The organism is Streptosporangium pseudovulgare (assembly GCF_014648055.1).
Taxonomy (GTDB): Bacteria; Actinomycetota; Actinomycetes; order Streptosporangiales; family Streptosporangiaceae; genus Streptosporangium; species Streptosporangium pseudovulgare.
The window spans coordinates 823,830-838,452 of sequence record NZ_BMQJ01000002.1 but is presented as its reverse complement, the minus strand read 5'-3'; the positions used below and the strand labels follow the sequence as shown (position 1 = coordinate 838,452).

Annotated in this window: 12 protein-coding genes; all 12 read left to right on the top strand. The window is 72.1% G+C overall.

Annotation, left to right across the window (positions count from 1 at the left end; genetic code table 11):
• Positions 1-315: 315 nt before the first annotated feature.
• The 12 genes from IEZ10_RS07415 to IEZ10_RS07360 all read left to right on the top strand — a co-directional run bounded on the left by IEZ10_RS07415 (position 316) and on the right by IEZ10_RS07360 (position 14,548).
• Positions 316-1,608 (top strand): bifunctional folylpolyglutamate synthase/dihydrofolate synthase, encoded by a 1,293-nt coding sequence (locus IEZ10_RS07415; RefSeq protein ID WP_189245751.1) that lies wholly within the window; start codon positions 316-318, stop codon positions 1,606-1,608.
• On the top strand, positions 1,605-1,973 hold the full coding sequence (locus IEZ10_RS07410) for a DUF4233 domain-containing protein (RefSeq protein WP_229811031.1): 369 nt from the start codon (positions 1,605-1,607) through the stop codon (positions 1,971-1,973). Before IEZ10_RS07415 ends, IEZ10_RS07410 begins: the two co-directional genes overlap by 4 nt.
• A gap of 11 nt (positions 1,974-1,984) precedes the next feature.
• Entirely contained in the window at positions 1,985-3,931 is a 1,947-nt protein-coding gene (locus tag IEZ10_RS07405) for a hypothetical protein (RefSeq protein WP_189245670.1), read from the top strand.
• A 164-nt stretch (positions 3,932-4,095) separates the two neighbouring features.
• Complete coding sequence (gene ndk, locus IEZ10_RS07400) at positions 4,096-4,506, top strand: nucleoside-diphosphate kinase (RefSeq protein WP_189245669.1); 411 nt, start codon at positions 4,096-4,098, stop codon at positions 4,504-4,506.
• Between the two features lie 197 nt (positions 4,507-4,703).
• Positions 4,704-5,735 (top strand): rod shape-determining protein, encoded by a 1,032-nt coding sequence (locus tag IEZ10_RS07395; protein WP_189245668.1) that lies wholly within the window; start codon positions 4,704-4,706, stop codon positions 5,733-5,735.
• A complete protein-coding gene (mreC, locus tag IEZ10_RS07390; protein WP_189245667.1) occupies positions 5,735-6,802 on the top strand; it encodes a rod shape-determining protein MreC in 1,068 nt (355 codons plus the stop codon). The genes IEZ10_RS07395 and mreC overlap by 1 nt, the downstream gene beginning before the upstream one ends.
• A gap of 3 nt (positions 6,803-6,805) precedes the next feature.
• A complete protein-coding gene (gene mreD / locus IEZ10_RS07385; RefSeq protein ID WP_189245666.1) occupies positions 6,806-7,333 on the top strand; it encodes a rod shape-determining protein MreD in 528 nt (175 codons plus the stop codon).
• A 175-nt stretch (positions 7,334-7,508) separates the two neighbouring features.
• Positions 7,509-9,572, top strand: coding sequence for a penicillin-binding protein 2 (mrdA, locus tag IEZ10_RS07380; protein ID WP_189245665.1), 2,064 nt, complete (start codon positions 7,509-7,511; stop codon positions 9,570-9,572).
• Positions 9,569-10,732, top strand: coding sequence for a rod shape-determining protein RodA (gene rodA / locus IEZ10_RS07375; RefSeq protein WP_189245664.1), 1,164 nt, complete (start codon positions 9,569-9,571; stop codon positions 10,730-10,732). The genes mrdA and rodA overlap by 4 nt, the downstream gene beginning before the upstream one ends.
• A 115-nt stretch (positions 10,733-10,847) precedes the next feature.
• On the top strand, positions 10,848-11,741 hold the full coding sequence (locus tag IEZ10_RS07370) for a phosphotransferase family protein (protein ID WP_189245663.1): 894 nt from the start codon (positions 10,848-10,850) through the stop codon (positions 11,739-11,741).
• Between the two features lie 17 nt (positions 11,742-11,758).
• Complete coding sequence (locus IEZ10_RS07365; RefSeq protein ID WP_189245662.1) at positions 11,759-13,669, top strand: TIGR03960 family B12-binding radical SAM protein; 1,911 nt, start codon at positions 11,759-11,761, stop codon at positions 13,667-13,669.
• A 99-nt stretch (positions 13,670-13,768) separates the two neighbouring features.
• Entirely contained in the window at positions 13,769-14,548 is a 780-nt protein-coding gene (locus IEZ10_RS07360) for a TIGR03936 family radical SAM-associated protein (protein WP_189245749.1), read from the top strand.
• Positions 14,549-14,623 lie beyond the last annotated feature (75 nt).

Below are 14,623 nucleotides of genomic sequence, written 5' to 3'. Positions count from 1 at the left end.
GAGCGGCCCTTTCCGCGTTTCCCGGGTCTTCCCGGCCTCCGGGTTTCCGGGTTTTCTGGCGGGGCTCTGGACGTTCGTTCGTCCGGGGCCCCGCTTTTTTGCGTTCCTGATTTTCGTGCCCGCTTTCCATGCCCGCTTCCCGTGTCCGCGTTCTGCGGGACTGACGTTGTGCGGGGCTGACGTGTCGTGCGGCAGAGATTCCCGAAGCGCCGGCCGGTCCTCGTGCGGTTCCCAGTGGTTCCGGGGGCGTCGGGAGCCCGACCGTGCGGTCAGTAGGCTTGAGGCGTGGACTATCAGGCAGTCGAACGAGCAATCATGGAACGCGGCGTCGAGTGGAACTTCGAGCCCACGCTCGACAGGATCTCCGCGCTCATGGATGTGCTCGGCTCCCCGCAGCGCTCCTACCAGGTGATACACGTGGCCGGCACCAACGGCAAGTCGACCACGACCCGGATGATCGAGACGATTCTGCGTGAGCGCAACCTTCGGGTCGGCCGGTTCACCAGCCCTCATCTCATCTCCATGCGGGAGCGCATCTCCGTGGACGGCGTTCCGCTCAGCGAGGAGCGATTCGCCGAGGTCTACGAGGACGTCCTTCCCTACCTCGAGATGATCGACGCCAGGGGGCGCAGGCTCTCGTTCTTCGAGACCCTCACCGCGATGGCCTTTGTGGCGTTCGCCGACGCTCCCGTGGACGTCGCGGTCATCGAGACCGGCATGGGCGGCAGTTTCGACGCGACCAACGTCGCCGACGGAGCGGTGGCGGTCATCACGCCCATCTCGCTGGACCACATGGACTATCTCGGCCCTGATGTCGAGACCATCGCGGGTGAGAAGGCGGGCATCATCAAGCCCGGGGCGATGGCCGTACTCGCCCAGCAGCAGCTTCCCGCGGCGGAGGTGCTGATGCGCAGGGCCGCGGAGGTGGGCGCCACCGTCGCCAGGGAAGGGCTGGAGTTCGGTGTGCTCGGCAGGGAGCTGGCGGTGGGCGGCCAGCTTCTCCATCTCAAGAGCCTCAAGGGGACATACGACGAGGTCCTGCTCCCCCTCTACGGCGCACACCAGGCGAGCAACGCCGCCTGCGCACTGGCCGCCGTGGAGGCGCTGACAGCCGGGAGCGAGCCCCTCGACCCCGAGCTGGTCCGGCAGGCGTTCCTGCAGGTGACCTCGCCGGGGAGGCTGGAGGTCGTGCGGCGGGGGCCCACGGTGCTCGTGGACGCCGCGCACAACCCCGGTGGCATCCAGGCGACCCTGGACGGCGTCCAGGAGTCCTTCGGCTTCGACAAGCTCGTCGGGGTGGTGGCGATGTTCGCCGACAAGGACGTCGCGGGGATCCTGGAGCTGCTCGAACCCATGATGGACGAGATCGTGGTGACCCGTAACTCCTCGCCCAGGTCGATGGACGTCGACGAGCTCGCCGCGCTGGCCGAAGAGATCTTCGATCCCGACCGGGTCCACCGGGCCGACCGCCTGGACGAGGCGATCGACAGGGCGATCGCGATCGCCGACGAGGCGGGGGAGTTCGGCGGCGCGGGGGTGCTGATCACCGGTTCCGTGGTCACCGCCGGGGACGCGCGGCTGCTGCTCAAGGCGGGCGAGGCCGGATGAGCGAGGCGTCGGCGGAAGGGCGAAAAATGATCACGGTCACTCCGGGCATGCGGCGGCTCTGCGCCAGTGTGCTGGGTATGGAGGCGATCGTCGTCGGGTTGTTCGCCCCGGTCGCCATCAATGTCCAGAAGATCGAGCCGGCCGTGGCGCTGACCGTGGGGCTGGGCCTGGCGGTGTTGTGCGTGCTGGTCGCCGGCATGCTGAAGCGGCCCTTCGCCTACATCGCCGGAAGCGTGATCCAGGTGCTGGCCATCGTTTCGGGGTTCATGGTTTCGACCATGTTCTTCCTCGGTGGGATTTTCGCTGCCCTGTGGATCACGGCGATATTCGTCGCTCGCCGTGTCGAGGGCGTGACTTCCCGCTAAAGTCGGCCTACATGGCCGTCCCTCCCACTCAGCCGAATCGGGCGGTGGCCGCCGAGCCCACCGGCCTGGCGCGCGCACTCCGTGCCCCTTCGGCGCTCGACGTCGTCCTCGGGGCGCTCGTCGCGGTGACGCTTCCGCTGGCGATCGTCGCCCTGCCCAACACCATCTCGGTGGTGTCGGCTCTGCTGCCGCGTGACATCTCACCGATCGGGATGATGCGGGCGCACGGGCTGGCGCTGCCCGCGACGGTGCTGACCGTGCCGCTGGCCGCGCTCGCCGTGCGCCGCCGGAGGGTGGCGCCGATGCTGGTCGCCGGGTTGGCCCTGCTCGCCGTGGCCGACGCGGCCGGGGGGTATGCCGACTCCGCGTCGCTGGTGGGAGTGCTGCGGGTGCTGCACGGGGTCGGCGCGGGGCTGGTGGTGCCCGCGACCCTGGCCGCGGTCTGGGAGCGTTCCCCGTTCCTGCGGGCACTGTGGTGCGCCGCTCTCGCGGTGAGCCTCCTGGCGGCGCAGGCGCTGGCTCTGTGGCCGCTGGACGAGGCCAGGTCCTGGAGGGTCGCGCTTCAGCCGTACCCCATGCTGACGGGGGTCGCGCTCGTGCTGGCCGCCGCCTACTTCGTGCTCCGGTTGAGAGACGACGGCGCCGGGAGACTCGACAGCGCCCGGAGACTCGACGGCGCCCGAGGGTCCGACGACGCGCGGAAGCCCGGCGGTGGCCAGGAGACCGGCGGCGACCGGGGGTACGGCGGTGGCCGGGAGGCCGGTGGGGAGCCCGGCGGTCCGGCGCGGCCGTCCGCCGGGGCTCCGGGGCGCGGGCGGCCGCTGATGGCCGTCGTGCCCTCCGCGGGCATCGCGGCCCTGGCGCTGGGCAGCACCTACGACTGGTCGCCGGGCCTGCTGCTGGTCGCGGCCACGCTGTCCGTCGCCGCCCTTTTCGGTCTGGCCTCGGCCTCCGTCTCCGGGGGCGCCGACGGCCGGGCGTCCGCCTACACGGTGCTCGTGATGGGCGTCGTCGTCCTGCCCACGGCCGCGCAGGTGACCAACGTCGAGCTCAGCGGCCTGGGTGGGCCGGGCCTGTCCGGGCTGTGGCCGGCCTTCGTGATCGCGGGGGTGGCGGCCGTCGTCGCCGCCGTGGCGGTGAGCCGTCTGAGTGACGCCGTCCTGCCCACGGCCGCGGCGAGCGGCATGGCGGTCGTGGTGGCGGGGCTGTGCACGGTGGAGGTGCTGCTGCCCTCCTCCGCCGGCCCGGTCCTGGTCCTTCCCCTGGTGCTGCTCGCGGTCGGCGCCGCCGTGGCCCTGACCTCCGCGCTGCGCCCGTCCGGCATCGGGGCGGCGCTCTTCGCGCTGTCGTTGTTCTTCCCCGGTGTCCTCTCGGGCTTCCTGCTCGGCAGTGGCGTGCAGTTCCTCGTCCTGCGGGGCGCCGGCACGCCGGAGGCGCTGGTCGACGCCTTCGTCGACGCGCTGCACCGGTGGGCCCTGGTGGGGGGCGGCCTGGTGATCGTGGTCATCGTCCTCGGCGCCCTCCTCGTGCGTCGCTCCCAGACGTCCGTGAGCGATGTGCCCCGGCCGTCCGCCCCGGACCCGTTCCCGGCCGGGTCCGAGGTGCCCGGTGCTCCCCGATCCGGTACGGCGGGCGTCACGGAGGCTTCCGAGGAGGTCCCCGGTGACGTCTTCCGGGACGGGTGGCCGTCCATCACGGGGACCCGGGGCGCTCCGGCGCGGGGCGGCGAGCCGGGGGTGGATCCCGGGGCGGGGGCGGAAGCCGAGATGGGGGCGGAGCCCGGCCGGAAGGAGGGCGGTGAGCCGGGAGGGCCCCGGCCCGGGCCGAAACCCCGGTTCGAGCCCGTTCCCGAGCCCGGCCCGAAGCCGTGGCCGAGGCCGGAACGGACCGGCACGATGCCGGTCGTGCCGCCGCCCACGCCCTCGCCGGAGGACACGGACGGCCCGGGCCGCCCCTGATGGCTCCCTGAGGAGGGACGTTCCGGCTCACGCCCCCGCTCCCGGCTCCGCCGCTCCCCGGCCGGCCGCCGCCCGGCCGCCGAGCAACGGCGGCCGGCTCCGGGACGGTAAACTTCGCCCGTTCACGCAGTCTGCGAGTCATCCCTGTTCGAAGGAGAACTTCAGTGTCCGAGCGCACCCTTGTCCTGATCAAGCCCGACGGTGTCGCGCGCGGCCTCATCGGTGACGTGATCGCCCGGATCGAGCGCAAGGGCCTGAAGGTCGTCGCGCTGGAGCTGCGCACTCTCGACGCCGAGACCGCCAAGCTGCACTACGCCGAGCACTCCGAGCGGCCGTTCTTCGGCGAGCTGGTGGAGTTCATCACCTCCGGCCCGCTCGTCGCCATGGTGGTCGAGGGCCCGCGCGCCGTCGAGGCCTTCCGCGCCCTGGCGGGCCTGACCGACCCGGTCAAGTCCGCTCCCGGCACCATCCGCGGCGACCACGCCCTGGAGATCGGTGAGAACGTGGTCCACGGCTCCGACTCGCCCGAGTCCGCCGCCCGCGAGATCAAGATCTTCTTCCCGGACCGCTTCTAAGGCCGTCGCCGTCGGGCCCCGCCGTCCTTTCCGGAGATCACCCGGGAGGACGGCGGGGCCCGACGTGTTTGCCGCGACTTAAGATTTTCCTGGAGCTGGCAGGCTCATTGCGCTCAGGGGTGGGTACATCACGTTACGATTCGAGTGCGTTCTGTAGTTTTCGCCGACGACCTGACGGAAGGAGGGCCGCCTTCCCCATGAGCAGCAAGCTTGCTTTCCTCGGACGCGACATGGCGGTCGACCTCGGCACCGCGAACACGCTGGTGTACGTCCGGGGCAAGGGCATCGTGCTCAACGAGCCGTCCGTCGTCGCGATGAACATGGTCACGGGAAAGATCGTCGCCATCGGCATCGAGGCCAAGCGCATGATCGGCCGGACTCCGGGCAACATCGTGGCCATCCGGCCGCTGAAGGACGGCGTCATCGCCGACTTCGACGTCACCGAGCGCATGCTCCGCTACTTCATCCAGCGGGTCCACCGGCGCAGCCAGTTCGCCAAGCCGCGCATCATCATCGCGGTGCCGAGCGGGATCACCGGCGTCGAGCAGCGGGCGGTCAAGGAGGCCGGCTACCAGGCGGGGGCGCGGCAGGTCTACATCATCGAGGAACCGATGGCCGCGGCGATCGGGGCGGGTCTGCCCGTGCACGAGCCGACCGGCAACATGGTGGTCGACGTCGGCGGCGGCACCACCGAGGTCGCCATCATCTCGATGGGCGGCGTGGTGACGAGCCAGTCGATCAGGGTGGGCGGTGACGAGCTGGATCAGGCGATCATCAGCTACGCCAAGAAGGAGTACTCGCTCATGCTCGGCGAGCGCACCGCCGAGGAGATCAAGATGGCGATCGGCTCGGCCTGCGCGCTTCCCGAGGAGGGCCACGCGGAGATCCGCGGCCGTGACCTGGTCAGCGGCCTGCCGAAGACGATCGTCGTGTCGGCCGCCGAGATCCGCCGGGCCACCGACGAGCAGGTGAACGCGATCGTGGACGCGGTCAAGACCACGCTGGACAAGTGCCCGCCGGAGCTGTCCGGCGACCTGATGGACCGGGGGATCGCCCTCACCGGCGGCGGCGCCCTGCTGAAGGGGCTGGACGAGCGGCTCAAGGACGAGACCGGCATGCCGATCCACCTGGTGGACAATGCCCTCGACTCCGTCGCGCTCGGCTCCGGCAAGTGCGTCGAGGACTTCGAGGCGCTGCAGCAGGTCCTCGTTCCGGAGCCGCGGCACTGATGAAGGACACGCGCCGCGCACGAATCAGCCTGGGGGTGCTGCTGGCCGCGGCTCTCGTGTTGATGACCGTCGACCACCGGACCGGCGGAACATCCCCGCTCACCCCCCTCAAGGGTGTGGGGGCGACGGTGTTCGGCGCCGCGGAGAGCGCGGGGGCCGACATCGTCCGGCCGGTCGGCAGGTTCGTCGCGATGATCACGGGTGCGCCGGAGGCGCGGCGCCGTATCGAGGAGTTACGCGCCGAGAACGGCAGGCTCAGGCGTGACCTGGTGTCGCAGAGCCTGGACCGGCAGCGGTCGGCGCAGCTGCGCCGCCTGCTCGGCGTGGCGGGCGTCGCCGGATACCGGATCGTCCCGGCGCAGGTGATCGCCCGGCGGGGCACGCCGGGGTTCGAGGAGGCCGTCGAGCTCGACATCGGCGCGGCGGACGGGGTGCGGACGGAGATGACGGTGCTGAACGGCGAGGGCCTGGTCGGCAGGGTGGTCCAGGCGGGGCGGTTCACCTCGACCGTCGTGCTGCTCAGCGATCCGGCGTCGGCGGCCGGGGCCCGCCTGGAGGGGAGCAACGAGATCGGGGTGGTGCACGGCGTGGGGTCCGGCGGCCGCCTGCTGCGTTTCCGGCTGCTCGACTCCACGGCGCAGATCGTTCCCGGCCGGCGGATCGTCAGCTTCGGCTCCCAGCACGGCGTGCCGTACGTGGCCGGGGTGCCGATCGGGGTGGTGGAGCGGGTGGAGGCGACGCCGGGGGAGCTTACCCGGGTGGCCTACGCCCGGCCGTACGCCGATCTGACCGCGCTCGACGTGGTGGGTGTGGTGGTGCAGGCGCCGCCGCGTGACCCGCGTGACGCGGTCCTGCCGGGTGCGCCGCGGCAGGCGGAGAAGGAGAAGAAGGCGAAGGCCCGGGGCGGGCCGGACCGCGAGGAGGCGCCGGGGACGGAGGACGCGCCGGGCCGCGAGGGCGGGAAGCCGGAGACGGAGGACGCGCCGGAGGACGAGGCGGCGCCCGGCGGGCGGGACGACGTGCCGCCCGAGGCGGTGGCGCCGGGCACGCGGCGCGGGGGGATCTGACCGATGGGCCGGGACGCGCTCGCCGCCGGGTTCCTCCTGCTGGTCATGGTGGTGCAGGTGGCGGTGGTGAACCGCCTGCCGTTGCCGGGGGACGTCGCCCCCGACCTGGTGCTGCTCACCGTGATCGGTTACGCGCAGGCCCGCGGGGCCGCCGCCGGGACAGTCATGGGGTTCTTCGCCGGGCTGCTCAACGACATGCTGCCGCCCGCCGCGCACGTGATGGGGCAGTACGCCCTGGTGCTGTGCCTGGTCGGGTTCGCGGCCGGGCGGATGGCCGAGCTCCACCCCGAGGCCAGGATCATCACGGCGCTCACCTGCGCCGTCGCCGGGCCGGTGCTCGCCGCGGCGGCCGGGGCCCTGTTCGGTGACGCCCGGCTCGGGGAGGACGTGCTGACGGTCACGTTGCCCCGGGAGGCCGTCTACGACGTGGCGGCGGCCCTGCCGGTGGCGGGGCTGGCGAGGAGGGTCGCCGGGGGTCCCCGGATGCGGGCTTCGCGGCCGGTGCGGTATCCGGCGCGGAGCCGTCTGTGAGCGCGCGGGTCACCGGGCGTGATCGGAGCGGACCGCGGAGGGCGGATCGCCGGGCGTGCGGGGTCCGGCGCGACGGGCGGGGGGCATGCGGGACCCGGCGTGGTGTGCGGGGGACGTGCGGGGTCCGGCCTGACGGACGGGGAAGGCCGTGGGCCGGGCGTGACGGGGGGCGGGCATGATCCGGGTGCGGGGCCGGCTGGTCGTGATCCAGGTGCTGGTGATGTCGCTGATGGCGCTGCTCGCCGTACGGCTCTGGCAGGTGCAGGTGGTGCGCTACGCGGAGTTCACGCAGGCGGCGACCGAGACGCGGACGCGCGACGTGGTCGTGCCGGCCGTGCGCGGCCAGATCCTCGACGCGGCGGGGCGGCCGCTGGTGCGCAACCGGACCCGGCTCGTGGTCTCGGTGGACCGGACGAGCCTGAACCGGATGGCGGGCAACGGCAGGACCGTCCTGCAGAGGTTGGCGGCGGTCCTGAACCGCAGTCCCGAGCGGCTGCGCGAGCGCATCAGGGCGTGCGGCCCCGGGGTCACCCGGCCGTGCTGGCCGGGCTCGCCGTACCAGCCGATCCCGATCGACGACGAGGTCACCACGCGTGAGGCCCTGCAGATCCTGGAACGGCAGGAGGAGTTCCCCGGGGTAACCGCCGAGGTGCAGGCGGTGCGGCAGTACCCGCACGGCAGTGCCGCCGCCCAGGCGCTGGGCTACCTGCAGCCGATCACGCAGGAGGAACTGGAGAAGCGCGAGGGGTTCAAGGCGTCGTTCTCCGGTGTCGACCTGGTGGGGCGCGACGGGCTGGAGGCGATCTACGACGCGGAGCTGCGTGGGGTGCCGGGGATCCGGAGGGTGCAGGTCGACCGGCTCGGCAAGGTCATCGGAGTGGAGCGGCAGGTCGCGCCGATCCCCGGTGACACGCTCATCACCAGCATCGACGCCAAGGTGCAGGCGGTGACCGAGAAGGCCCTGGCCGAGGCCATGAAGTCCGCGCCCAGGGCCGACGGCGCGGCGGGCGTGGTGCTCGACGTGCGGACCGGCAGGGTCCTCGCGCTGGCCAGCGCGCCGACCTACGACCCGAAGGTCTGGACGGGCGGCATCTCCGAGGCGGAGTACCAGCGTCTGCTGTCGGAGAAGTCGGGCAAGCCGCTGGTGTCGCGGGCGATCAAGGGACAGTTCGCACCGGGCTCGACCTTCAAGATCTCCTCGGTGTCGGCGATGCTCCGGGACGGCTACCCGCTGCACGGCCAGTACGACTGCCCGGGTTCCTTCATGGTCGGCAGCCGGGCGTTCAGCAACTTCCACGGCATCGGCATGGGCACGATGAACCTGCACACCGCGCTGGTGAAGTCCTGCGACACGATCTTCTACCGGGCGGCCTACGAGCAGTGGCTGCGCGACGGCGGGCTGCGGCCGAAGGGGAGCACCAAGCAGCCGATGGCGGCCATGGCGCGGGCCTTCGGGTTCGGCCGGCCGACGGGCGTGGACCTGCCGGGCGAGTCGGCCGGGCGGATCCCGGACCGCGACTGGAAGAAGCAGATCTGGGAGGCCACCAAGGAGGTCAACTGCCGCCGCGCCAAGACCGGCTACCCGGAGGTCGCCAGGACCGACCAGAGCCGGGCCGCCTTCCTCAAGCAGCTGGCGTACGAGAACTGCCTGGAGGGCTACCTGCTGCGGCCGGGTGACGCGGCGAACTTCTCCATCGGCCAGGGCGACGTCCTGGTGACCCCGTTGCAGCTCGCCGCGGCCTACGCGGCGCTGGTGGGGGACGGCAGGCTGCGCAGCCCCCGGCTCGGCTGGGCGCTGGTGCGGCCCGACGGCACCATGGTCAAGGAGATCAAGGTGCCGGTGGTGGGCCGGCTGCCGATCTCGGTGCGGGAGCGCGACTACATCAGGGCGGCGCTGAGCGACGTGCCCTCCGACGGCACAGCCGCGGGCGCCTTCACCGGCTTCCCGATGAACCGGGTGCGGATCGGCGGCAAGACCGGCACGGCCGAGGTGTACGGCAAGGCCGACACCTCGTGGTTCGCGTCGTTCGCGCCGGCCGGCAACCCGAGGTTCGTGGTGGTCGTCATGGTCTCCCAGGGCGGGATGGGCGCCGAGACCGCCGCCCCGGCCGCGCGGAAGATCTACGAGGGCATCTACGGCATCTCGCCCAAGGGCGGGCAGGTCCCGGCGGCGCTGCCCGCCGGGCGCCCCGCGTCCGAGCCGCCGGTGATCGAGCGGGACGGGACGGTGGCGCGATGACCGCCCGGGTGATCAACCCGCCGCGCAGGTCGCTGGCCCGCAGGGCGATGGCGGCCTCCTCGGTGGTGGGCCGGATGGACGGGGTGCTGCTCGTCGCGGTCGCCGCGCTGTCGGTGATCGGCACGCTGCTGGTGTGGTCGTCGACCCGGACCTGGGCGCCCGGCTCCACGGGGCTGGTCAAGAAGCACGTCCTCAACCTCGCCATCGGCGCGGTGCTGACCGGTCTGGCGACGATGGTGAACCACCGCAGGCTGCGGGCGTACGCGCCGCTGGTGTACGCCGTGACGTTCGTGGGGCTGATCCTGGTGATCACGCCGCTGGGTTCCACGGTGAACGGCGCGCATTCGTGGATCATGCTGGGCGGGGGGTTCGCCTTCCAGCCGTCGGAGCTGGCCAAGCTCGGGCTGGCGCTGATGCTCGCCATGCTGATGGCCCAGCCGGCCAAGGGCGGCGAGCGCCCGCGCGGCCTGGACGTCGGGGTGTCGCTGGCGGTGGCCGCCCTGACCATGGGGATGGTGATGCTCCAGCCGGACCTGGGCACCACCATGGTCCTGGGGGTGATCACCGCCGCCGCGATGATCATCGCGGGGGTGCGCAAGCGGTGGGTCCTCGGGCTGGCCCTGCTCGTGGTCGCCGGGGCCGTGGGCGTGTGGTTCCTCGACGTGCTGGAGCCGTACCAGATCGCGCGGTTCACCGCCTTCCTCAACCCGGCCAGCGACCCGCGGGGCGTCGGCTACAACAGCACCCAGTCGCTGATCGCGATCGGCTCGGGAGGGCTGTTCGGCAAGGGGCTGTTCCGCGGCGGCCAGACCACCGGCCGGTTCGTGCCCGAGCAGCACACCGACTTCGTCTTCACCGTCGCGGGGGAGGAGTTCGGCTTCCTCGGCTCGGTCACGGTGGTGGCGCTGCTCGCGGTGATCCTGCTGCGGGGGATGCGGATCGCCCGCCGGTGCGACGACCGGTTCGGCGCGATGACGGCCGGGGTGATCGTGTGCTGGCTGGCCTTCCAGTCCTTCGTCAACGTCGGGATGACGATCGGGATCATGCCGATCACCGGGCTGCCCCTGCCGTTCGTCTCCTACGGCGGCACCGCGACCTTCGCGAACATGATCGCCATCGGGTTGCTCCAGGCGATCCACATCCGTCAGCGGCCTTTCTGAGACCGGCCGCGATGAAAGCCGTCCGCCCGTCCCCGGTCTCGAACTCTCCCCCCGCTCACCGGTGTCGCCGGGCCCGTGGGCGGGCCCGGCGCGGATTTCCAGACAGGAGTGGACGATGACGATCGCCGCGGAGGGTTCGCTTCTTCCCCGGGTGACCGGGGCGCTCACCCGCTCGTGCCGGCAGGCCGGGCTGGACGCGACCGGGTTCCGGATGGGGCACGACGCCGCCGGGCTGGTCTGCCACCTGGCCGCCGAGGGCGTGGTGGTACGGCTGGCCCGGGAGGACACGCCGGACGAGGCCGAGCGGCCGGCCGTCTCGGTGCGGGTGGCGCGGTGGCTGGCGGACCGGGGTTTCCCGGCCGACCGCCCCCTGGACGTGGAGCAGCCGATCGTCGCCGAGGGGTTCCTGGCGACCTTCTGGCGGAGGCAGGAGCACATCGGGCCGCCGCCCGACCCGGCGCAGCTCGGGCCGCTGCTGCGGCGGCTGCACGCCCTGCCGCCGGTGCCGTTCGAGTTGCCGGCCTGCGACCCGCTCGGTGCGGTGCGCCGGGCGGCGGGGGAGTGCCCGGTGCTGGACCACGAGGACCGGGGGTGGCTGCTGGGGCGCTGCGACGTGCTCGCCGAGGCGTACGGGCTGGTGGAGTTCGCGCTGCCGTACGGGCTGGTGCACGGCGACGCCCGCCGGGAGAACATGATCCGCACGCCCCGGGGGTTCCTGCTGAGGTCCTGGCAGTGGGCGTGCGCGGGGCCGCGGGAGATCGACCTGGTCCCGACCCTGCACGGCGCGCGGTTCGGGCTGACCGAGCGGCAGCTGGCGAATTTCAGCGAGGCGTACGGTCACGACGCCAGGTCCCAGGCGGGGTATCCGGTGCTGCGGGACATCCGGGATCTGCAGACCCTGACGGCCCTGCTGCGCCGGGCGCACCTCGACGCCGGGGTCCGTGACGAGCTGCGGCACCGGCTGGGCTCGCTGCGCGCGGGGGACGACCGCCTGTGGCACCTTCCATAGCCGGATAGGCTTGGGGCATGTCTGTCGAGTCGCTGTTTCCCCGCCTGGAAGCGCTCCTGCCCAAAGTGCAGAAGCCGATCCAGTATGTCGGGGGTGAGCTCAACTCGACCGTCAAGGACTGGGACGAGTCCACGGTCCGTTGGGCTCTGATGTATCCGGACGCCTACGAGGTGGGCCTGCCCAACCAGGGCGTCCAGATCCTCTACGAGATTCTCAACGAGCTGCCCGGGACGCTGGCCGAGCGCACCTACGCCGTCTGGCCCGATCTCGAGGCGCTCATGCGATCCGAGGGCGTCCCGCAGTTCACGGTCGACGGGCACCGGCCGGTGCGGGCGTTCGACGTGCTCGGGATCTCCTTCGCCACCGAGCTGGGCTACACCAACATGCTGACCGCGCTGGACCTGGCCGGCATCCCGCTCCTGGCCGCCGACCGGACCGACGACGACCCGATCGTCCTGGCGGGGGGCCACGCGGCCTTCAACCCCGAGCCGGTCGCCGACTTCCTCGACGCCGCGGTGCTGGGCGACGGCGAGCAGATCGCCATCGCGATCAGCGAGGTCATCCGCGAGTGGAAGGAGGAGGGCTCGCCCGGCGGGCGCGACGAGCTGCTGATGCGGCTGGCCGAGTCCGGCGGGGTCTACGTGCCCAGGTTCTACGACGTCACCTACCACCCGGACGGCCGCATCCAGCGGGTCGCGCCGAACCGGTCGGGGGTGCCGTGGCGGGTGCAGAAGCACACGGTGATGGACCTCGATGAGTGGCCCTACCCGAAGAAGCCGCTGGTCCCGCTGGCCGAGACCGTGCACGAGCGGTTCAGCGTGGAGATCTTCCGCGGCTGCACGCGCGGCTGCCGGTTCTGCCAGGCGGGCATGATCACCCGTCCGGTGCGGGAGCGCTCGATCACCACGATCGGTGACATGGTCGAGGCCGGCGTCAGGGCGTCCGGGTTCAACGAGGTCGGGCTGCTGTCGCTGTCGTCGGCGGACCACTCGGAGATCGGCGGCCTGGCCAAGGGCCTGGCCGACCGCTACGAGGGCACCAACACCTCGCTGTCGCTGCCCTCGACCCGGGTCGACGCCTTCAACATCGACCTGGCCAACGAGTTCTCCCGCAACGGCCGCCGCTCCGGCCTGACGTTCGCCCCGGAGGGCGGCTCGGAGCGGATGCGCAAGGTGATCAACAAGATGGTCACCGAGGACGACCTGATCCGGACGGTGACCGCCGCCTACAGCCAGGGCTGGCGGCAGGTGAAGCTCTACTTCATGTGCGGCCTGCCCACGGAGGAGGACGCCGACGTCCTCGGCATCGCCGACCTGGCGAGGAAGGTCATCAAGGCGGGCCGGGAGGCCACCGGGTCGCGTGACGTGCGCTGCACGGTCTCCATCGGCGGTTTCGTTCCCAAGCCGCACACGCCGTTCCAGTGGGCCGCCCAGGCCGACCACGAGACGGTCGACCGCAGGCTCAAGGCCCTCAAGGACGCCCTGCGCGGCGACAAGGAGTACGGCCGGGCCATCGGCATGCGCTACCACGACGGCAAGCCGTCGATCGTGGAGGGCCTGCTCTCCCGCGGCGACCGCCGGGTCGGCGCGGTCATCCGCGCGGTCTGGGAGGACGGCGGCCGGTTCGACGGCTGGAGCGAGCACTTCTCCTACCAGCGCTGGATCGACTGCGCGGTCAAGGCCGGCATCGACATCGACTGGTACACCACGCGCGAGCGCGAGGAGAACGAGGTCCTGCCCTGGGACCACCTCGACGCCGGCCTCGACCGCGAGTGGCTCTGGCAGGACTGGCAGGACGCCGTCAACGACGTCGAGGTCGAGGACTGCCGCTGGACGCCCTGCTACGACTGCGGAGTGTGCCCCACCATGGGCACCGAGATCCAGATCGGGCCCACGGGGAAGAAGCTGCTGCCACTGACGGTTGTCTGAGATAGGCCGTGCGTGAGCGCGGCCGGCCCTCGACCCATCACGACCTGGAAGGACGACACCACCCTGAAACCCGTTCCCGACGGGCCTCCGCCCGCACCCGTGGCGCAGCGGCTGCGTGTCCGCTACGCCAAGCGCGGCCGCCTGCGCTTCACGAGTCACCGTGACGTCTCCCGGGCGGTGGAGCGCGCCGTCCGGCGCGCCGGCGTCCCGGTCGCGTTCAGTGCGGGCTTCTCGCCGCACCCCAGGATCTCCTACGTGGGCGCGGCTGCGGCCACCGGGGTGGCGAGCGAGGCCGAATACCTTGAGATCAGCGTGACGCGGGAGTGCGACCCCGAGTGGCTGCGCACCGCGCTCGACACCTCCCTGCCACCAGGCGTCGATGTGCTCGACGTCGTCGTGGCGGGCGCCGGAACCCTGGCCGACCGGCTGGAGTGCTCGGCGTGGGAGGTACGGCTGCCGCAGGCCGACCCCGTCCTGGTGAAGGAGGCGGCCGAGCGGTTCGTCGCCGCCGAGCGGGTCGAGGTGGAGCGCATGACCAAGAAGGGTCTGCGCCGCTTCGACGCGCGTGAGGCGGTGCTGGGGCTCGAGGTGACCGAGGGAACCGAGACAACAGCAGGTCAGGCGTCCGGTCGGCCATGTGTCATACTTCGCATGGTTGTACGGCACGCAACTCCTGCCGTTCGACCCGACGACGTTCTCACCGGACTGCGTCTTTTGGCAGGCTTCGCGCCGCCGGTGCCCCCCGAGGTGACCAGGCTGGCGCAGGGACCGCTGGACGCGCGTACCGGTGGGCCCGCCGACCCGTTCGACCTGGACCGCGACATGATGCGCGGCGGCGAAACGGAACCGGTGGGCCGGCACGTCGGCGGCGATCTATAGGACTTGGCGCCGGGCCGTGCGGCTCGGCGTACAGCGAGAGACGAGAGCTCCCGCGCGGCGCGGAGACGCGCCCGG